Below are 18,156 nucleotides of genomic sequence, written 5' to 3'. Positions count from 1 at the left end.
CAGGGAATCAGTCGATGCGTCAGTCGGTCTGCGGGGCGCGGTCGGCGAGCCAAGCGCGCCAGCCAGCGTCGTCGCGCTCAGCCGCTGCGGCGGCCTCGGGGCCGTAGAGGTAGAGCCAGACCGAGACCATGGTGAAGCCGCCGCCGTCCTCGGACGTCAGGAAGGCCGTGCCAGGTGCGGGGGCGTCGGCCAGCAGGCTGATGCGGCGTGGGCCGGTGTCGATGACCGTGCCGCCCAGCCTTGTGTCGTCGCCGGCGGCAACGTCGAGCCGGTCGCCGACCGCTGGCATCTGGTCGATGCCGAGCCCGCCGGCGAGGATCTCCCACCCTTCCTCGGGGGTGACCGGCCACATCACCATCGGCAGCGCAGAGGTCGCGGTCTGGCCGGCGAAGTGCTCGAGGTGGAGCTGCAGGTTGGCCATGAACAGCTTCCAGCCGTCCACCATGGCGTCGTACTGCGGATCGCCCTCGGCGAAGCCGGCGTTGTGCAGGTGGACGGTGCAGGTGTTGTCGTCGTGCGGCTCGACCGTCCACTCGAACGTGAGCCCGCCGACACCCTCGCCGCCGTCGAACACGATCCGGTGCGGCGGCTCCCACACGGCGACCCGGCCGGCGATCTGCATCTCGGGCTCGGGCCCGAACGATGCGACCCCCGCTCCCCCAGCACGTTCCTCAACAGTGTGCGGCACATACCACGACGAGATCCCCGGGCCCGTCGCCACCGCCCGCCACACCGTCTCCACGTCGCCGATCACCTCGACCGACAGATCAATCACACGTCCCGCGTCCGTCATGGGTTCAGCTTGCCCGATCGCGTCGATCTACGCACACACGACGCGTGTGTCTCTAGACGGCAGACGGCGGGGTTGGGGACAGGGTGTTGAGCCAGAAGTTCGTCATGTCCTCGACGAAGAGGGGTGCGAGTTCGGGGGTGCCGCCGATGTGGGCGCCGCGAACGCCGTAGCCCGCGTTGATGGAGTACAGGAAGCCGTCGAGATCGACCAGCGACGGGTCAGGCTGGTCGGAGGTCGGCGGGATGAAGGCGCCGTTGTCGGCGATGTACACGGTTGGCGCTCCCGGGGTCACGGCGGCGTCGGGGATGTGCTCGAGTGGCGTCGCACGGTCGAAGCTGTGGTGGGCGTCCGCCACGATCCGCAGCGAGGTGTCGCCGCCGGCCACCCGCATGGCGTGGATGTGAGCCTGCACCTGCATCGGCGAGCACCAGTCGTCCTGATCACCGATGATCGCCCGGACACGCGTGCTGCCGACCGCGGGGTCGGCGAACTGGTGGCCCGACCACGGATAGGCCGCATAGACGCCTGCCAGCTTCGGGGCGCTGGACGCTGCGGCGAGATGCACCGACGCGGCGCTGAGCACTGCCGAGCCGCCCCGGCTGTGTCCTTGCGCGCCAATGCGGGACGCGGCGATGTCGGGCCGGGCCGCCAGCACTTCGGCTGTGGCCAAGACGTCCCAGGCACTCGCCGCAAAGGAGAACTGGACCTGATTGGCGACCGTCGAGGTGACGCTGCGCGGGCCGAAGGGATCAATGCCGCACGCGGCGATGCCGAGGTCGGTGATCGCCGACGCATGAGCGAGATGGTGGGGCTGAAGCCCGAGACTGCCAGGTACGACGATCACCACCCCGAACGGCCCCGGTCCGTCGGGCAGGAAGAGCTTCGCCCAGATGTCCTGGCGGGGCATGGCGTCGGGCTCGGAGATGGCTTGGTGGAAGTTCGTCGGATTCGCCGAGGGGACGGTCAGCGCTTCGCCCGCGCGGCCGTTGACCAAGCGGTGGTCGTCTTCATAGACAGCGTCCACGTCGGCCGGTTCGGCCGGCACGTTGCTGGCGTCCTCGGTGTCTGGCACCTACACAGCCTGCCGCGTCCCGACCCGGCCGGCGTCCACGAAGGGCCGGCACGCGCGTCAACGGCCGCTCGTCAACCGCAGCGCGCTGCCAGACTCGCCCCGTGTCTGACGAGCTTGAGCCGTCGCAGCCGGGGCCGTACCTTGGCGTGACCAGCGCAGGGCCCTTCCGGCGCTTGACGGCTCACCTGATCGATGGGTTGTTCGGCCTGCTGGTGTTCATGTTCTGGTGGTTCATCTTCGTGTACCTGGCGTGCTGGCTCTTCTTGCTGGCATGGGGCCAGACGCCGGGGAAGTTCCTCACCGGCTTGGTGGCCGTGCGATCCGACGGCACCCCATTCGGCTGGGGCCGTATGTTCGTCCGGGAGATTTTCCAGCGCCTCTTCTGGAGCGTCTCGCTGGGTTTCGGGGCGATCTTGGACGCGGGTGTCCTGATGCTCAGCGGCGACCGCCGGTCTGTCACCGATCGGGTCGCCGGCAGCACCATCGTCCGCGTCTCGGCTGTGCGGTCCTAACCAACCCCATCTCATCAGCTGTCTGCGAGAATGCCGGCCGTGTCAATGGAGCCCGAGACTCCGCCCGAGCGCGAGATCTCGCTCGATGACTTCGCCGCCGGACCCTTCCGGCGCCTGACGGCCTATCTGATCGACAACTTCCTGATCCTCACGGCCCTCGTCTTCTGGTTCCTCATCTTTGTGTATCTCGCGTGGTGGCTCCTCGTGCTGGGACGAGGACGAACGCCCGGCAAGCAGCTCGCCGGGATCTTCGCCGTACGGCGAGACGGCTCACGATTCGGCTGGGGCCGGATGTTCATCCGCGAGAACTTCAAGCTGCTCTTCTGGACGTTGACCCTCGGGCTCGGCAGTGTCGCCGACATCGCCGCCATCCTGTTGCGCAAGGACCGGCGATCCGTGACCGACCTCGTCACAGGCAGCGTCCTCGTCTACGCCCCCAGTGGGTGAGATTCCCCACAGACGAGACAGCTGCCCACCGCCAAACCCGCAAGGGCTACCTGCGCGCAGGCATGGCGCTGGGCAAGCACCGGCGATTGCCCAGAAAACCAGCGCGATGCAATGCAGCGGCGCCTCTACGGTCGGCGGGATGAACCCGGCCAGGCCAAGCCTTGAGACACCGGCGGGAACACCCTCCGTCCTTCCGGGTGTGCTGGAATCTCAGGATTTGCTACAAACGTCGCATATATGCGACACTTCTCTCATGGAAAACGTGGCCTCACGGGAGCTTCGCAACCAGACTCGCGAGCTGCTTGATCGGGTCGCCGCGGGCGAGTCGATCTGCATCACTGTGCACGGCAGACCGGTCGCCGAACTGAGGCCCATCGAAGAACGCCCTCAGTGGATGAGCCGCGAACGCTTCCTCCGCGATGTCTTGGCCCATCAGGCCGACCCCGGCTTGGCCGATGACTTGGCAGATCTCAAGTCCGAGACGACGGACGATCTGCCGTGGCCATGAGTCAGGGGTTGGCGGACACCTCGCTGTTCATCGCACGCGAGGCCGGTCGCCCCATCCGCAGCGACGCACTCCCCGATCGGCTGAGCGTGTCAGCCATCACTATCGGCGAACTTCGCGTCGGTGTGCTGAAGGCATCCGACACCGTCGTGCGCGATCGCCGACTCTCCACGCTCACGAGCGCACTGGCGCTGCATCCGCTTCCCGTGGACGGCGACGTGGCTGCGGCATGGGCACGGTTGCGGGTCACTCTGCGGGAACGAGGCTTATCAATGCCGATCAACGACTCGTGGATCGCAGCTACGGCGGTCGCCCACGGAGTTCCTGTCGTCACCCAGGATGCCGATTTCCTTGAACTCGACGATTTGGGCGTCGTCAGAGTGTGACCCGAAGAATCGGTCGTCGGCGATTCGGCGTCGGGAGCATCTAGCTTGCGGGCGTGTCGAACTTTGAGGTGGCGGTTGTCGGGCGCGGGCTGATCGGCAGTGCTGCCGCCCGCCATCTCGCAGAGGCCGGGCGCTCGGTGGCGCTCATCGGGCCTGGCGAGCCGGAGGACTACGCCACGTCAACCGGTCCGTTTGCTAGCCACTACGACGAGGGCCGGATCACTCGGATGATCGACCCGGATCCTGCTTGGTCGCACTTGGCCATCCGCTCGATCGGCAGGTACGGCGACATCGAGGAACGCTCGGGCATCCCGTTTCACACCGGCGCCGGGCTGGTCTATTCGGGTGCCGATCCGCAGGCGGATCTTGCCCACGCGCTCGAACTCGACGTCGACGCGCGTGAAGTCACCGCTGCCGAAGTTGCGGAGCGCTACGGGATCGACATGTCGAGTGCGGACACGATCATCCTCGAAGCTGCACCGGCGGGCCACATCAACCCACGGCGGATGGTCGCGGCGCAGAGCCGCCTGACGGCCGCAGCGGGCGGGACGGTGGTGGACGCGCCCGTCTCCGCTGCCGTGCCGACGCCCGGCGGCGTGCAGCTGACCGTCGGGAACGACACGCTGCTCGCCGATGGCGTGCTGTTGTGCACCGGGGCGTGGGCGGCCGACCTGGTCGGCGTCGACCTGCCGCTCGAGCGCAGCCTGCGGACCATCCTGATGGCCGAGCTCGACGACGGTCCGGCGCTGCCGAGCCTCATCTCCCGCACCGAGCCGGCCACCTGCGAGGAAGATCCTCGCCACGATGTGTACTGGGTTCCGCCGGTCCGGTTCCCGGATGGACGGGTCATGCTGAAAATCGGCGGCTACGACCCCGCCGCCACCTTCGCCGACGATGTGCCCGCCGTTGTCGACTGGTTCCGCAGCGGCGGGAGCCAGGCCGAGGCCGATGATCTCGAGGACCGTCTGCGGGAGTTCCTGCCCGACCGCACGATCCTGTCCAAAGACATCAAGCCTTGCGTGGTCACGAACACGCCGCACGATCTGCCGTGGATCGACTGGGTCGACGATCGCGTCGCTGTTGCAGTGGGCGGATGCGGCTCGGCGGCGAAGTCGGCCGATGAGATCGGGCGGCTCGCGGGCATGCTCTTCACCGAGGACGGCTGGACCGACCGGGTGCTCAAGCTGGAGTCTTTCCGGCCCTGATCGACGCCCGCTCAGGTGTGCGGTTCCAGCAGCTCTAGGCGGTTGCCGAATGGATCGTCCACATAGACGCGGTCGTAACCCTCGAGCGGTTCGTCTCGCACCGTGACGCCTGCGGCTCGCAACCGCTCGACCAAGGCGGCGAGATCGTGCACGAGCAGGGCGGGGTGGGCCTTGCGGGCAGGCCGGAATGGGTCCTCGACACCAAGATGAATCTTGACAGCGCTCGTTCCCGAATCGCTCTCGAACCAGCAGCCGCCACGGACCTCCAGGTGCGCCGGCTTGGGCACCCGGGGCAACCCGAGCAGGCCCTCGTAGAACGCTTGCGCGTCAACCTCACGGCCCGGCGGCATCGCCAGCTGCACGTGTTCGATGCCGACGATGCTCATGGCGCCTTCCTGAGACCGAGGCCGACAGTCCGCGCACGGCCAGCGCAGCATGAGTCAAACGATGTGTAGGCGGCACACCTCGGATGCGCCATGCTGCCATCCTGCCAACTGTGACGAGCGATCGGCATCAGGCAGCAGACGCCGGCGGCCGCGGCATGCGGGAACAGCGCGGCAGCGTTGGGAAGGGAAGGCGAGCATGAGCAGTGTGGTGGTGACGGGGGCGAGCTCGGGGATCGGCGAGGCGATCGCCCAGCGATTCGCGGCTGATGGCTGGGACGTATTGACCGGCAGCCGCAGCGAGCCGAACATCCAAGGCGCAGCGTGGCTGCAGACCGACGTCGCCGACCCGGCCCAAGCCGACGCCCTCGTCGCTGCCGCAGTCGAGCGATTCGGTTCGCTCGACGCCGTGGTCAACAACGCCGGGGTCCAGGTCGAGAAGACCATCGCGGACACCACCGATGAGGACTTCGATCTCGTCGTGGGCGTCAACGTCCGGGGCGTGTTCAACATGTGCCGGGCTGCGGTACGCCAGATGCCTGACCAGCCCAGCGGCGGCGTCATCATCAACATCGCGTCGATCGCCGCCACGCACGCCGATGCGAGCATGGCCGTCTACAGCGCGTCCAAGGGCGCTGTCGAGGCGCTCACCCGGGCCATCGCCATCGACCACGGCCACGAGGGCATCCGCTGCGTCGCGGTCAGCCCCGGCTGGATCAACACCGCCCTCGCCGACGCCGCTTTCGAGATGCAGGCCGACCCCGAAGCAGCCCGCATCGAAGCCCTCCGGCGTCATCCGGTTGGGCGTCTCGGCACACCCGACGACATCGCCGAAGCCGTTGCGTGGCTGGCCTCCCCGATGGCCGGATTCGTTTCGGGCAGCGTGTTAACTGTGGACGGTGGTCTCACCGCCCAGAGCCCCATCGGTTGAGCTGGCGACCGAACTGTCCGCAGGTGCCGCGACCCAGCATGGCGCGGCCGGCGACATCACCACCTACAACCCGCACCTCGGCAACCGGCTCGGCATCGCCGACGCACCTGCAGTGACCGGCGCGGCGATCGACAGGCGGGAGATACACGTCGATTTCGCCGATGGGCAGCACCGAGCCTTCGCCGGCCAGTGGCTGCGGCACTGCTGCTGGTGCCCAGACTGCGGCAACCCGGCCGACGGCATCCGATTCACGACGGTTGCCAGCTTCCCGTCGGACATCGCGCCAGCCCATGCTGAGGTCTGCAATGGCGACTTGGTGCTGACATGGCCGGATGGCCACCGGTCCACCTACGGCAGCGACTGGCTCATGGCCAACGCCTACGACGAGGCGGCTCGTCGGCGCCGCGCCGCATGGCAGCCCACCACCTGGCGGGCCGAGCTCACCGAGCACTTCCCCACCGTGAGCTGGACGGATGCGTGCGACGGCGGCGCCGGCCAGCTCGAGGCGTACCGCGCGCTGTGCGACTACGGCATCGTGCGCATCGATCATCTCGGCACTGAGTCCGAGCAGACCGAGCAACTCGCCAACCTCGTCGGCCCCATCCACGAGACCACGGTCTATGGCCGCATCTACGACGTGCGGGCCGAGCCCGTGGCGAAGCTGGGCGCCAAGACCGGCATGGCCCAAGCGCCCCACATCGACGACGCCTTCTACTACTCCCCGCCGGGCATCGACATCTTTCACTGCCTGGTCAACACCGACGTCGGCGGTATGAGCACCTACGTGGACGGCTTCGCCATCGCCGAATCGCTGCGCACCGACGAGCCCGACGCATTCGAGGCACTGACCACGCTGGCGGTCACCCATGTGCGGCGTCACCCCGGCGAGATCAACCTGCGCAACCGCAGTCCGGTCATCCGCTTGGACGAATTCGGGCGCCTCAGCGGCATCCGTTACTTCGACCGGGCGCTCGGCCCGCTTGACGTGGCACCAAGCGACATCGACCGGATCTACGACGCCATCCGGGCCTTCAGCGACCGCATGACGAGCCCCGAATTCACCGCCACCGTCCGGGTCGAGCCCGGCCAGGGCATGCTCATCGACAATCACCGGGTGATGCACGGTCGCACGGCATTCGATCCGGCCTCCGGCCGCCACATCCGCCTCTGCCACGTTCCCCGCGACGAGTTCCACGGCCGCCTGCGCGAGCTGAGCCTGCGCCTCGATCCCAAGAACCACGACCTGTACCTGCCACAGGGCTCGTGAGCGCTTCCAAGGAGACCGCGACCCGGTGAGCAAGCCTGCCAAGTGGTCCGACCAGGCGAAGAAGCTGTTCCCGCACCAAGTCGGCTTCACCGCACCGCCGATGGACTTCGACGCGGCGCCCACCGACTTCCTGCGCATGTGCCCGCCGTCGGTGGGCGTGCACGGCCGCCTGATGCATGCCCCCGGCTACGCGCACCGGCTCAGCGACCGGGCCGGGCTGTTCCACCTGCTCGAGGAGACCGTTCACTGCCTGTCCAACAGCGGCGCCGATGTGGTCGGGCAGGTGGGCACGAACTGGGTGCATGCCGCCGGCACCGACGCGTCCGACATCCGCCGGTTCACCGCGGAGATGTCAGAGAAATACGAGACGCCGTTCCACATGGCCGGCCTGACGCTGGTGGAAGCCTGCGAGGCACACGGCTATGAGCGGGTGGCTCTCAACGCCGTGTACTTCTGGCCCGACTGGCGCGATGGCGTGGTGCGGTTCCTGCGCAGCGCCGGCATCGACGTGGTGTGGGCGCAGAACTTCGTGGACCAGGGCTGGTACGCCACCCAGGACGAGGTGAACGACCGCACATGGATCTTCCCCGGCGACCTGGCGCTGCGGTCGTGCGAATACACCGTTAACCAGGCGCCCGACGTGGACGCGGTGCTGGTCAACGGCATGTCCAACTACCGGGGCGACGACGGCCTGCCCCGGCGCTTCGTCAGCCTGGCGGCCGGCATCGAAACGGAGCTCGGCGTGCCGATCATCTCGTCCGACATCAGCCTGTACTGGCGCATCTTCCGCTCGCTCGGGGTGGAGCCGCAGGGCCGGCAGGGCTCGCTGCTGGCCTCCGTGCAGCAAGCAGGAACGGGTGCCGAGATCGCCGGATGATGCGACGGAACCGAGGACAGTGCCGGTGCGTTGGAATAGATGAAGCAGCGACCGGTACCGCGCGTCGCGGTGCCCACGAAGGGCGACCGATGAACAGGATTCGACGAGCGGTGGCGACCGTCGGCGTGACATCCGCGCTCGCGCTCGTTGCGGCGGCGTGCGCGCCCTACGACACCACTACGGAGTCGGTCATCGAGCCAGTAGGTGCCGACGCGTCGGTAAGAGGCACCATCACCTACCGAGAGCGCATCGCGCTGTCGCCCGGCGCGGTCGTGACCGTCCAGCTACGCGACACCAGCTACGCCGACGCTGCAGCGGTGCTCATCACCGAGCAGGTCATCAGCAATCCCGGACAGGTGCCGATCGACTTCGACCTGCGCTACGCCAGCGACGAGATCGACGACCGCAACACGTACTCCGTCTCGGCGGTCATCACCGAGGGCGACGGTCGCATGGCCTTCACCAACGACACCGCGTACGACGTCATCACCCGCGGCAACCCCCGCCGCGTCGACATGACACTGGTGATGGTGGAACCGCCGCCCGAGCTGGCACCCGAAGGCTGGAGCCCCACCGACCCCGAGCGAGTCGAGGCGCCGGTGCACGTCACCAGCGCGGAGATGCTCTGGGAGGGCACAACCAGCTCTGGCAGCGACGGCTACCTGAGGATCAACTTCGCCATCTCACGCGAAGACGGCTGCTACCACATCGGCCGGGAAGACGTCACCCGCGACGGCAACCGCTACGACGTCACGGTGACCGCCTTCGTGCCTGCACCGCTGCCGTGGGCGCAGGACTGCTCAGACCGTGACCTCGAGCTCGACGCCATCGTTCACCTCGGCGAGATCGCCAGCGGCGAGTCCCTCCACGTCACGGTCAACAACCAGCACGACTACAGCTTCACTGCGCCGTAGCAGGCCGGGCCTCAGGTCCGAGCGGCCCGCGAGCGAAGCGAGCCAGAGCGGCAAGCACGGAGCCGCGGCCCGAGCGATGTGCCTGGGCGGGCGCTGCTGGTCAGCTAGCGGCGACTGCCGCTCGCTGCTGATGTTCCGGGCGTCGCATCGCCCGGCGCACGCCGGTGTAGGTGAGGAACGTGGCCAGAATCAGCGCCACGCCGAACAGCGCGTTCGCGAAATTCACGCCGCGGTACTGGAACGTCTCATACAGCGCACCCGAACTCAGCCCCGCCATCGCACCTGCGCCGAGCATCGCGAAGTCGCCCACGCCCTGCACCGACACCCGCTGATGGATCGGGTACAGCTCCACCAGCAGGCTCGACGCGGCGACCACGCCGAAGCACCAGCCCAGCCCGATGAGGAAGTTGCCCATGAACACGCCCAGCACGCCCGCAGGCGGCGTCACTGCCGCCCACCACGCGCCCCAGGTGCAGAGTCCTCCCGCGAGATACAGCATCGGGTACTTGCCCACCGTGTCGGTGAGCCGGCCGACCAGGGGCGACAACAGGTACATGCCCAGAATGTGGAAGCCCATCATGTGGCCGATGACGTTCTGGGACTGATCGCCCGCGTTCATGTGCAGCGGGGTCAGCGCCATCACCCCCACCATCGTCACCTGGCTGACGATCATGGCGAACACGGCGAGCCGGGCCTCGCTCCGCTGCATGATCAGCGAGATCGCCTCCCGCACGGTCGGCTTCGCCTCGGCCTTGCGGGTCCCGTTGGCGACGCCCTCGGCCGCCATCTCGTTGGCCATGTGCAGCGGGTCGGGCCGCAGGAAGATCTCCACGATCGCCGCCGCCAGCAGGAACATCACGCCCGCGAACACATACGAGCCGGTCTTGTCGGGCAGGCCCAGCGACACGCCCACTTCGCTCGCGTAGCCCGACACCACCGACCCGGTGTAGGAGCCGAAGGTGGTGGCCCACACAATCATGCTGATGGTGCTGGCTCGGCGGTTCTCCTGCGCCAGGTCCGACGCCGCGTAGCGGGTGGCCAGGTTGGCGGCGTTGCCGGCGCCGGCGCCGAACACGCCCAGGCACAACAGCGGGTAGCTGAGCAGGATCGCTCCGAGCACCGCCAGCGTGGCGCCCCCAGCGCCCACCAGGTAGCCGAAGCGCAGGCCCGACCGGCGGCCGTACTTGTTCATGAGCTTCGACATCGGGGCGGCGACCGACGCCGAGCCGATGGACAGGCTGCTCGCCGCGATGGTTGCCAGCGTGGAGCTGCCGGTGATGTCCTCTGCCAGCAGCGCGCTCACGATGTAGGTGGCCACCAGGCCGAAGCCGCCGGCGGCCTGGCTGGCGATGAGCACCACGACCGTGCGCCGCTGGACACGCTCGCGGTACGCAGGCGTGTAGACGGAGGCACGCTCCACGGCGAACACTGGACTCGTTGACGCAGCGTCCCCCGACATCACAACAGCTTGGCGCACCGGATCGCTGCATGCACGACTGCGCGGAGCACCGAGTCACCGGCACCCGTCACAGGTCTTGCGTACAGTCCCGCGGATGCACGTCGGCATCACGCCCATCAACTCGGCCGCCTACCTCGACCCCGGGTACCTGCGGTCGTTCGCCCAGCAGCTCGAGGAGCTGGGCTACGAGTCGGTGTGGACGTTCGAGCACGTGATCGTGCCGCACGACTACGAGAGCCGGTACCCATACCACCCCAGCGGCAAGCTGGCGATCCCGTCGGACCGAGGCTTCACCGACCCGTTCATCGCCCTGACCTTCGTCGCCGGGGCCACGCAGCACCTGCGGCTCGGCACCGGCGTCAACATCGTCACCCAGGCCAACGCCCTGTACTTCGCCAAGCAGGCCTCATCGCTGGACCACCTGTCGGGCGGCCGGCTGGAGCTCGGCGTCGGCGTGGGCTGGCTGGAGGAGGAATTCGACGCGCTCGGCGTGCCGTTCGACCGCCGGGGCGCTCGCGCCGACGAGTACATCGACGCCATGACCGCGGCGTGGACCGGCGAGGACGTCGACTTCCGGGGCGAGTTCGTGGACTGGACGGGCTTCTCCATGCTGCCGACACCGGCCCAGCGGCCCCGCATGCCGCTGCTGATCGGCGGCACGACGCCGCCGGCCATCCGGCGACTGGTGGCGCGGGGCGACGGCTGGTACGTGATCCACAAGGATCTCGACGACTTCAAGCGCCTGATCGAAGAGATGCATGCCGAATGCGACCGGCAGGGACGTGATCCGGCTGAACTGGCGCTGACCGCGTATTGGAACTATCACCGCGAGGGTCTCGAAGGACTTGAGGTGTACCGCGATCACGGTGTGCGGCGGCTGCTGGTCAACACGGCGGCGCTGCGCATGGGTCGGCCCGAGGACGCCGTTGCGCAGTTCGCGGACGAGGCCCTGCCGGCTTGCAGGGAGCGGTAAGAGGTCACGCGCGCCCGCTGCGGCATCTGTGCTCACCGTTCCGAGTTCCGGTGGGCCGACGACGGCTCAGGCTTCCAGATTCACTCGCCGATGGAAATGCTGATGCTGCCGGAGGGGTGCAGCGAGCAGTAGGCGCTGATGGCAGCCACCTCGTTGAAGGAGTGCTCCGACTGCTCGCCAGGCCCGATCTCGAACGGGCCGATGGTGTGCGCCACCGAGTCACGGTTCACGATGATCAGCACATCGCGCAGCGTGAGGTCCAGCTCGTCGGGAATGACATTGACGTCGTTGCCGGCTGCAATCGCGGCGGCCGTGCCCGGCGGGATGTCGATGGTGTACGTGTCGCCTGGGGGTTGGTCGACGAAACGCGCCACCACAACGGGGATCGCCGCGATCAGCAGCCCGCCCACCAGGTACAGAAGCAGAGTTCGCTGGTTCGGCCAGCCCCTGTCACGACGGCGCGGTCCAACGGCGTCGGCCCCTGAGTCCACCCCTGAAGGGTCGCCGGGCCCAAGAGCTTCGGGCTCGACACCATCGGGCTCAGCGCCGCCGAACTCAACCATCGTGACGCTCAGTCGTCGGACCAGGTGCGGGCGTCCGGATCGTCCCGGTCGAAGTAGCTGCGCACGGCTGTGCGGGAGCTCTCGCTCTTGCCCATGTAGCCGACGGCGACGTGGTCGAGGTGGTTGATGGCCCGACCGAGCGGCATGGCCTGCGCGTTGATCGATGCCTTCGACGACGTGACCGGCACCGGCGGCTGGCTCACAATGGCCTCGGCCAGACGCTCGGCCGCCGGCACCAGCTCGTCGTCGCTCGACACGGTCTCGGTGAAGAAGCCCCACCCGTCCAGCTCGTCCATGCCGTAGGTGCGGCCCAAGATCAGCATCTCCTTGGCACGGTGCGGCCCGACCAGGTTCACCAGCGCCGGTACCGAGTGCCACGTCAGGTTGAAGCCGATGCTGACCTCGTTGAGCGTCAGGCTCATCGACGGGCTGCCGATGCGGAAGTCGCACGCGGCCGGCAGCACCCCTCCGCCGCCGATCATGTAGCCGTGGCAGAGGCAGATCGTGACCGCGTTGAGATGCATCAGCGTGTCGTACATGCGGGCACCTGCCTTGGAGCCGAGCATCGCGTCGAGGCTGGTGCCGCGCTTCTGCTTGAGATCAGCACCCGAGGAGAGGCTCTTCCCCTCACCACGCACGATCACCACCCGCACGCTGGGGTCGGCATCGAGCGCCAGGCAGGCAGCGTGGACGTCGGCGATGAGCTGGGAGTTGACGGCGTTGTGAACTTCCGGGCGGTTCAGCACCAAGTGGCGCACCGGCCCGTCGCCGTCCACCCGCACGGTCTCAAGCTCCAACGACATCGCTGCTCTCCTGTCAGCCGACTCCCATTCCCGCCCCCATCATGTCGCCAAAATCGCCGACGAGTCCGGAGCTAGGAGTTCTCGTAACCCGGCGCGGACGCCGAGGCCTCACCGATGTCGGGTCCCATCAGGTCGCCAAAATCGCCGATGATCTCATCTGCGGGCGGCGCCTCGATAGTGATGTCGGCGCCGTAGTCGTAGTAGTTGATGACGTTGGTGATGTCGAGCATGCTCGCTATCTCGTCCTCGTGACCCTCGGTCTCGGCAGCATCGAGACCGGCGACGAGACCCTCCATGAACGAGCCCAAGTCCACGCTGATGCGACGCGTGAAGCCAGCGCTATCGATCCAGGCGTCGTAGATGAACTCGTCGGGGAGGACGTCTCCGACGAATGGGAGCGAACTGTCCGCCCCGTCAGGCTCCGCGAGGTAACCCTCGCTCATCGACGCGACGTCGAGGGTGTAACGGATGTGAGTCATCGACTCGCCGTCGATGGATTCGGAGCCCAAGATCTCGGCACTGGTCACGAACTCGATCTGGTTCGTGTTGTCGTTCGGCAAGCGACACGCACCATCATCGGGGGTATCGCCCGGCAGTGCTGACGGACAGACGATCCCCATTGCTGCAGCGGTCTCGGCATCGAAGACGAACCACCCCTCGGGCAGCTCATCGCCGACCAGCGCACGCAACTCCTCGGGCACCACGAATTGCAGATACTGAACGCCATCGACGAACCGGATCTCGAATCCGATTCCGATGTCGCCGCCACCCATCATCTCGTCGAAGCTCATGAACATCGAGAAGTTCTGCGCGCCGTCGCTCTCGAAGTGCATCGCAACGGTGGCCAGTTCGCCCATGTCCATCTGCATGTCGCCGCGAACCGACCTGCTCGCGCTGTTCTCGAAGGCGACTTGCAGCAGTTCCATGGCGTCAGTCGGAAGTGCTGCAGCGGTTGTCGTCGGCGCGGTGACGGGCGCAGCCGTCGTCGTCGGCGCGGTGGCGGGCGCAGCGGTTGTTGCCGGCGCTTCAGTCACGGCGACTGACGCCTGGGTGACGACTTCGTCGGCTGTCTCGTCATCGTCGGTGCCGCCGCCGCACGCAGCGGCGACAAGAACCAGCGCCGCGAGGCCTGCGACGCATCTCGCCCAGCGAGCCTTCACGATCATCATCTCCTCGCCGGAGCGGCGGCGCCGTCTGTTGAGCGCCGCTGACACGGACCGGCTCTCCCGCCAGTATCTCAGTAGTTCAGGTGTGTGCAGGGTCACATATTTCGCATCGCCGGCTCGCCGAATTCATTACAGGGAAGCTGACGCCGTGCCGGCGACGAATGGCCGGGCTTGAACGAATGGGCCTGGGCAGCCGGGCTACAGCGGGTGGGGGCCGGGGTCCATGCCGAGGCGGGTGCGGCCGTAGGCCTCGCCAACCGTGTCGAGATCGGCGACCTGGTGCTGGGAGGCCATCGTGACGTCCCGGAAGGCCTGCTGCAGGCGGCTGCCGTCGAAGAGCGCCCGGCCGCCGGCGGCGTTGGCAACCTGGTCGAGTGCCCGGCGGCACAGCTCGATGGCGTAGGTGCCCTGGTATTTGGCGTGGGCTCGCAGCGCCTTGGAGTCGTTGCCTTCTGCGGCCTGGCGCAGCAGCTCGACGGTGTCGGCGATGAGCAGCTCGGCGGCTCGCACCTCGGTGTTGGCCTCGGCCAGGCGCATGTGCAGTCCCGGGCGGTTGGCTTTGGCGGTTCCCATGTAGCGATCGTCCTGGACGCCGAAGCGGTCGGCGGCATCGTCCAGCCCGGCCCGTGCGAGGCCGAGCGCCGTCGCGGCGACATGCACCGACAGTCCCGGCAGCACCGGCGTGTGGTACAGCGAAGTGCGGTGGCGGGCTGACCACGGCGAGCGGGCACCCAGCAACTCGCCCGAGTCGAGCATGCGGTGGGTGGGCACGAAGGCCTGCTCGGCGACGACATCGCACGAGCCGGTGCCGCGCAGGCCGATCGCGTGCCAGTTGTCGTCGACGCTGATGTCGGCGCGAGGCATGACGACGTGGATCAGGCGGGGGCGTTTCCCGGGTTCGAGCACCTGGGAGCCCAGCAGGAACCAGTCGCCCCACACTGCGCCGCTCGTGAACGGCCAGCGCCCGTCGACGAGCCAGCCGCCGTCGGTTTCGGTGGCCGAGCCGACGGGGGCCAGCGAGCCCGGCACGATCGTGTCGAGGTCGGCCCCGTACACCTCGTCCTGGAGGTCCTCGCTCATCGAGCCGAGCATCCAGCTGTGCCCCACCAGCACCATCAGCACCCAGGCAGCCGCGCCGTCGTAGAGCGCGGCCTCGCGCACGTTGGCGACCATGTCGGCGAAGGTGAGCTCGTCGCCGCCGACCCGCTCGGGCACCAGCAGCCGCAGCGCGCCGGATTCGCGCAGCGCCGAGAGGGACTGTTCGGAGAGGTGGCGGTGCTCCTCGTTCCAGGCCGCTTCGGCGGCGAGCACCGAGCCGATGCGCTCGTCGATGCGCAGGTCTGCACTCATCTCGCTCTTCCCACGTCGCTATTCCTACTTCACGATGCCGTCGGCACGCAGATCGGCGATGGCGGCGGGCGACCTGCCCAATTCCGCCAGGATCTGGTCGGTGTCGGCGCCGCGCTCGACGGCGTGGCGCAGCTCGGGCATGCCGCCCGCGAACAGCGCTGCGGGGCGGTGCTGGCGGATCGGGCCCACGATGGGGTGGTCCACTTCGCGCACCACGCCCGAGTGCTGCACCTGCGGGTCGGCGGCGATCTCGTCGGGGCGCAGGGCCGGTGCCACCGGCACGTCGGCTGCGATGAGCCGTTCGACCACATCGTCACGGGCCACGTCGGCCACCACCTCGCCGAGCGTGTCGATCATGTCGCCGAAATGCGCCGCCCGCGGTCCCGGTTCGGCGAAGCGAGGGTCGGTAAGCAGGTCGGACCGGCCGAAGGCGTCGGCGACGCCTTTCCAGTGGGCGTCGGTGAGCGGCATCATGGCCACATAGCCGTCCCGGCAGGCCAGCAGCCGGTAATCGGCCAGCAGGTTGGGACGATGGTCGGCGTCGTCGGCCAGCACCGTGTGGTCCATCATCGCGTCGGGCCACATGAAGCTGACCGCCGAGTCCAGCAGCGACAGCTCCACATGCTCGCCCCGGCCGGTGCGCTCACGGGCGAACAGCGCCGCGCAGACCGCCTGAGTCCAGGTGAGCGAGGTGACCTTGTCGGGGATGAAGCTCTTCACGAACTGGGGCTCACCGTCGCCGCCCTGCACTGCGGCGATGCCGGACCAGCCCTGGATGACGGCGTCGTAAGCAGGCCGCTTCGAATACGGGCCGTCGCGGCCGAAGCCGCTGATCGACACGTAGACGATCTTCGGGTTGCGCTTGCGCACATCGGCCTCGCCGATGCCCAGCCGTTCGGCCACACCGGGCCGGTACGCCTGCACGAACACGTCGGCAGTGTCGAGCAGGTCGGCCATGACTTCCCTGCCGGGTGCCGAGGCAATGTCCATGGCGAGCGAGCGCTTGCCGGCGTTGATGTTGGCGAACCAGCCCGACATGCCGCCCCGGCTCGACCCGAACATGCGCAACGGATCGCCGATCTGCGTGTCTTCCACCTTGATGACCTCGGCGCCCTGCGAGGCCAGCAGGTGCGACCCGCCCGGCGCGGCAATGAACGTGGCGATCTCGACGACACGGATGCCGTCCAGCGGTCCGGGGCCGGTCAAGTCAGGCATGTGCAGGTTCCCGTCCGTCCGCAGCAAGAGGCAAGCAAGAACCGTTGCGAACCTACTCGCCGGGGCATCGGCGATCTTCGCCGTAGTGACGCTGGCTCGGTGTGCCGCTGCCCGGTGCGAGCGGTGCCTTCGGTGACAAGCTGACGCCATGAACATCCTGGTCATTGGAGGGACGGGGCCGACTGGGCCTCACATCGTGAACGGGCTGGTGGATCGTGGGCACACCGTGACGATCCTGCACACGGGGCGCCACGAGGTGGACACCATCCCCGATCACCTCGAGCACATCCACACCGATCCGTTTGACGAGGAAGCGTTCCGGGGTTCGATCGAGGGCCGCACGTTCGACGTGGTGTTCGCGATGTACGGCCGGCTCCGAGCCATCGTGCAGGTGCTTGCGGGCCGCACGCCACGTCTCATCTCGATCGGTGGCGTGCCGGTGTACAGCGGGTACGCCGAGCCCGCCGTCGAGTTCCCCGAGGGGATGGCGGTCCCGACGAACGAGGACGATCGGCTGGTGGGCGACGAGCGCTCGGGACCCAAGCCGCTCAAGATGACCGAGTCGGAGGAGCTGACGTTCTCGCTGCATCCCGATGCCACGCACTTCCGCTACCCGTACATCTACGGCCCCAACCAGGTGCTGCCCAGGGAGTGGACGCTGGTCAAGCGTGCGCTCGACGGCCGGCGACGGATCATCGTGCCCGACGGCGGCTTGACAGTTGCGACGTCGGCGTTCGTCGAGAACGCCACCTCGGGGGTGCTGCTGGCGGTCGACCACATCGATGCGTCGGCGGGCGAGATCTACAACGTGGGCGACGATCGGCAGTTCACGTACGCGCAGATCGCGCAGATCATCGGCGACGAGCTCGGCAATCCCTTCGAGCTCGTCTCGGTGCCCGGTGAGCTGGCGGCGCCTGGCGGGCCGTTCCTGCTCAACCACTCGTCGGCGCACAGCATCCTCAGCACCGAGAAGATCCGCCACCAGCTGGGCTACCGCGACAAGGTGGACCCCACCGAAGGCCTGCGGCGCACCGTGCAGTGGCAGGCGGAACACCTGCCTGGCGACGCCGGCGTGCTGGCCCGGCTGCAGGACCCGTTCGACTACGCAGCCGAGGATGCGCTGATCGCTGCGACCGAGCGCTACGCAGCTGAGGTGGGACGCATCGAGTGGGAGCAGATGCCGGGCTGGACCTTCGGCTACTACGGCCCTCGCGAGAATCCCGGCGGGCGCCGCGGGAGCTTCCGGGGCTGAACCTCGCCCCGCTGACACCACGCGCATCACGCGCAAGGCTGGATGAGCACGGCGCTTCGTGGAGCGCGAGACTTCTCGCCGCG

The 18,156-nt window shown here is 68.0% G+C and carries 20 protein-coding genes; 11 read left to right on the top strand and 9 right to left on the bottom strand.

Annotated features, from left to right (window positions below):
• Positions 1-19: 19 nt before the first annotated feature.
• Both ACOGXE_RS10745 and ACOGXE_RS10740 read right to left on the bottom strand, forming a co-directional pair.
• Positions 20-793: an SRPBCC family protein gene (locus tag ACOGXE_RS10745; protein ID WP_419930906.1), complete on the bottom strand. Its 774-nt coding sequence runs from the start codon at positions 791-793 to the stop codon at positions 20-22.
• A gap of 52 nt (positions 794-845) precedes the next feature.
• The gene (locus ACOGXE_RS10740; protein WP_419930905.1) at positions 846-1,865 is read right to left on the bottom strand and encodes a dienelactone hydrolase family protein; all 1,020 of its coding nucleotides are present in this window, start codon (positions 1,863-1,865) and stop codon (positions 846-848) included.
• Positions 1,866-1,966: 101 nt separating this feature from the next.
• Here ACOGXE_RS10740 and ACOGXE_RS10735 point away from each other — a divergent pair, with 101 nt between their 5' ends.
• From ACOGXE_RS10735 to ACOGXE_RS10715, 5 genes are all read left to right on the top strand, one after another.
• Positions 1,967-2,377, top strand: a complete 411-nt coding sequence (locus tag ACOGXE_RS10735) for an RDD family protein (protein ID WP_419930904.1) — start codon at positions 1,967-1,969, stop codon at positions 2,375-2,377.
• Positions 2,378-2,422: 45 nt separating this feature from the next.
• Positions 2,423-2,824 (top strand): RDD family protein, encoded by a 402-nt coding sequence (locus ACOGXE_RS10730; protein WP_419865452.1) that lies wholly within the window; start codon positions 2,423-2,425, stop codon positions 2,822-2,824.
• A 253-nt stretch (positions 2,825-3,077) separates the two neighbouring features.
• Entirely contained in the window at positions 3,078-3,332 is a 255-nt protein-coding gene (locus ACOGXE_RS10725) for a type II toxin-antitoxin system Phd/YefM family antitoxin (RefSeq protein WP_419930903.1), read from the top strand.
• Entirely contained in the window at positions 3,329-3,715 is a 387-nt protein-coding gene (locus tag ACOGXE_RS10720; RefSeq protein ID WP_419930902.1) for a type II toxin-antitoxin system VapC family toxin, read from the top strand. The genes ACOGXE_RS10725 and ACOGXE_RS10720 overlap by 4 nt, the downstream gene beginning before the upstream one ends.
• Before the next feature lie 53 nt (positions 3,716-3,768).
• On the top strand, positions 3,769-4,920 hold the full coding sequence (locus ACOGXE_RS10715) for an NAD(P)/FAD-dependent oxidoreductase (RefSeq protein ID WP_419930901.1): 1,152 nt from the start codon (positions 3,769-3,771) through the stop codon (positions 4,918-4,920).
• 11 nt (positions 4,921-4,931) lie between these two features.
• On the opposite strand, the gene ACOGXE_RS10710 is transcribed toward ACOGXE_RS10715, so the two are convergent.
• Positions 4,932-5,306 carry a VOC family protein gene (locus ACOGXE_RS10710; RefSeq protein WP_419863676.1) on the bottom strand — a complete coding sequence of 125 codons (375 nt, stop codon included), beginning with the start codon at positions 5,304-5,306 and terminating at the stop codon, positions 4,932-4,934.
• Positions 5,307-5,502: 196 nt separating this feature from the next.
• Between ACOGXE_RS10710 and ACOGXE_RS10705 the strand changes: the two genes are divergently transcribed.
• From ACOGXE_RS10705 to ACOGXE_RS10690, 4 genes are all read left to right on the top strand, one after another.
• On the top strand, positions 5,503-6,234 hold the full coding sequence (locus tag ACOGXE_RS10705; RefSeq protein ID WP_419930900.1) for an SDR family NAD(P)-dependent oxidoreductase: 732 nt from the start codon (positions 5,503-5,505) through the stop codon (positions 6,232-6,234).
• Complete coding sequence (locus ACOGXE_RS10700; protein ID WP_419930899.1) at positions 6,203-7,501, top strand: TauD/TfdA family dioxygenase; 1,299 nt, start codon at positions 6,203-6,205, stop codon at positions 7,499-7,501. The genes ACOGXE_RS10705 and ACOGXE_RS10700 overlap by 32 nt, the downstream gene beginning before the upstream one ends.
• A 25-nt stretch (positions 7,502-7,526) precedes the next feature.
• A complete protein-coding gene (locus ACOGXE_RS10695; protein ID WP_419930898.1) occupies positions 7,527-8,378 on the top strand; it encodes a hypothetical protein in 852 nt (283 codons plus the stop codon).
• An 89-nt stretch (positions 8,379-8,467) separates the two neighbouring features.
• On the top strand, positions 8,468-9,292 hold the full coding sequence (locus ACOGXE_RS10690; protein WP_419930897.1) for a YbaY family lipoprotein: 825 nt from the start codon (positions 8,468-8,470) through the stop codon (positions 9,290-9,292).
• 100 nt (positions 9,293-9,392) lie between these two features.
• Here the strand turns inward: ACOGXE_RS10690 and ACOGXE_RS10685 are convergent, their stop codons facing one another.
• On the bottom strand, positions 9,393-10,712 hold the full coding sequence (locus tag ACOGXE_RS10685; RefSeq protein ID WP_419930896.1) for an MFS transporter: 1,320 nt from the start codon (positions 10,710-10,712) through the stop codon (positions 9,393-9,395).
• 133 nt (positions 10,713-10,845) lie between these two features.
• On the opposite strand from ACOGXE_RS10685, the gene ACOGXE_RS10680 reads away from it, so the two are divergent.
• Positions 10,846-11,724, top strand: coding sequence for an LLM class F420-dependent oxidoreductase (locus ACOGXE_RS10680; protein ID WP_419930895.1), 879 nt, complete (start codon positions 10,846-10,848; stop codon positions 11,722-11,724).
• An 80-nt stretch (positions 11,725-11,804) separates the two neighbouring features.
• Here ACOGXE_RS10680 and ACOGXE_RS10675 read toward each other — a convergent pair whose 3' ends face one another.
• The 5 genes from ACOGXE_RS10675 to ACOGXE_RS10655 form a co-directional block, all read right to left on the bottom strand.
• Positions 11,805-12,287, bottom strand: coding sequence for a cupredoxin domain-containing protein (locus ACOGXE_RS10675; protein WP_419930894.1), 483 nt, complete (start codon positions 12,285-12,287; stop codon positions 11,805-11,807).
• Between the two features lie 8 nt (positions 12,288-12,295).
• On the bottom strand, positions 12,296-13,090 hold the full coding sequence (locus ACOGXE_RS10670) for an enoyl-CoA hydratase/isomerase family protein (protein ID WP_419930893.1): 795 nt from the start codon (positions 13,088-13,090) through the stop codon (positions 12,296-12,298).
• Positions 13,091-13,161: 71 nt separating this feature from the next.
• Complete coding sequence (locus tag ACOGXE_RS10665) at positions 13,162-14,304, bottom strand: hypothetical protein (protein ID WP_419930892.1); 1,143 nt, start codon at positions 14,302-14,304, stop codon at positions 13,162-13,164.
• A 150-nt stretch (positions 14,305-14,454) separates the two neighbouring features.
• Positions 14,455-15,606 (bottom strand): acyl-CoA dehydrogenase family protein, encoded by a 1,152-nt coding sequence (locus tag ACOGXE_RS10660; RefSeq protein ID WP_419930891.1) that lies wholly within the window; start codon positions 15,604-15,606, stop codon positions 14,455-14,457.
• A 24-nt stretch (positions 15,607-15,630) separates the two neighbouring features.
• On the bottom strand, positions 15,631-16,821 hold the full coding sequence (locus tag ACOGXE_RS10655; RefSeq protein ID WP_419930890.1) for a CaiB/BaiF CoA transferase family protein: 1,191 nt from the start codon (positions 16,819-16,821) through the stop codon (positions 15,631-15,633).
• Between the two features lie 148 nt (positions 16,822-16,969).
• Here ACOGXE_RS10655 and ACOGXE_RS10650 point away from each other — a divergent pair, with 148 nt between their 5' ends.
• The gene (locus ACOGXE_RS10650; protein WP_419930889.1) at positions 16,970-18,073 is read left to right on the top strand and encodes an epimerase; all 1,104 of its coding nucleotides are present in this window, start codon (positions 16,970-16,972) and stop codon (positions 18,071-18,073) included.
• The last annotated feature ends 83 nt before the right edge of the window (positions 18,074-18,156 follow it).

Origin of the sequence: Candidatus Poriferisodalis sp., assembly GCF_965208555.1 — a bacterium.
Lineage (GTDB): Bacteria > Actinomycetota > Acidimicrobiia > Acidimicrobiales > Poriferisodalaceae > Poriferisodalis.
This window is presented reverse-complemented; position numbering and strand designations above follow the sequence as displayed.

What these genes read in the sequence shown, in the direction of transcription:
- ACOGXE_RS10745 (WP_419930906.1), bottom strand. Translation starts at nt 793, where the DNA reads ATGACGGACGCGGGACGTGTGATTGATCTGTCGGTCGAGGTGATCGGC.
- ACOGXE_RS10730 (WP_419865452.1), top strand. Translation starts at nt 2,423, where the DNA reads ATGGAGCCCGAGACTCCGCCCGAGCGCGAGATCTCGCTCGATGACTTC.
- ACOGXE_RS10725 (WP_419930903.1), top strand. Translation starts at nt 3,078, where the DNA reads ATGGAAAACGTGGCCTCACGGGAGCTTCGCAACCAGACTCGCGAGCTG.
- ACOGXE_RS10720 (WP_419930902.1), top strand. Translation starts at nt 3,329, where the DNA reads ATGAGTCAGGGGTTGGCGGACACCTCGCTGTTCATCGCACGCGAGGCC.
- ACOGXE_RS10710 (WP_419863676.1), bottom strand. Translation starts at nt 5,306, where the DNA reads ATGAGCATCGTCGGCATCGAACACGTGCAGCTGGCGATGCCGCCGGGC.
- ACOGXE_RS10705 (WP_419930900.1), top strand. Translation starts at nt 5,503, where the DNA reads ATGAGCAGTGTGGTGGTGACGGGGGCGAGCTCGGGGATCGGCGAGGCG.
- ACOGXE_RS10690 (WP_419930897.1), top strand. Translation starts at nt 8,468, where the DNA reads ATGAACAGGATTCGACGAGCGGTGGCGACCGTCGGCGTGACATCCGCG.
- ACOGXE_RS10680 (WP_419930895.1), top strand. Translation starts at nt 10,846, where the DNA reads ATGCACGTCGGCATCACGCCCATCAACTCGGCCGCCTACCTCGACCCC.
- ACOGXE_RS10675 (WP_419930894.1), bottom strand. Translation starts at nt 12,287, where the DNA reads ATGGTTGAGTTCGGCGGCGCTGAGCCCGATGGTGTCGAGCCCGAAGCT.
- ACOGXE_RS10670 (WP_419930893.1), bottom strand. Translation starts at nt 13,090, where the DNA reads ATGTCGTTGGAGCTTGAGACCGTGCGGGTGGACGGCGACGGGCCGGTG.
- ACOGXE_RS10660 (WP_419930891.1), bottom strand. Translation starts at nt 15,606, where the DNA reads ATGAGTGCAGACCTGCGCATCGACGAGCGCATCGGCTCGGTGCTCGCC.
- ACOGXE_RS10655 (WP_419930890.1), bottom strand. Translation starts at nt 16,821, where the DNA reads ATGCCTGACTTGACCGGCCCCGGACCGCTGGACGGCATCCGTGTCGTC.
- ACOGXE_RS10650 (WP_419930889.1), top strand. Translation starts at nt 16,970, where the DNA reads ATGAACATCCTGGTCATTGGAGGGACGGGGCCGACTGGGCCTCACATC.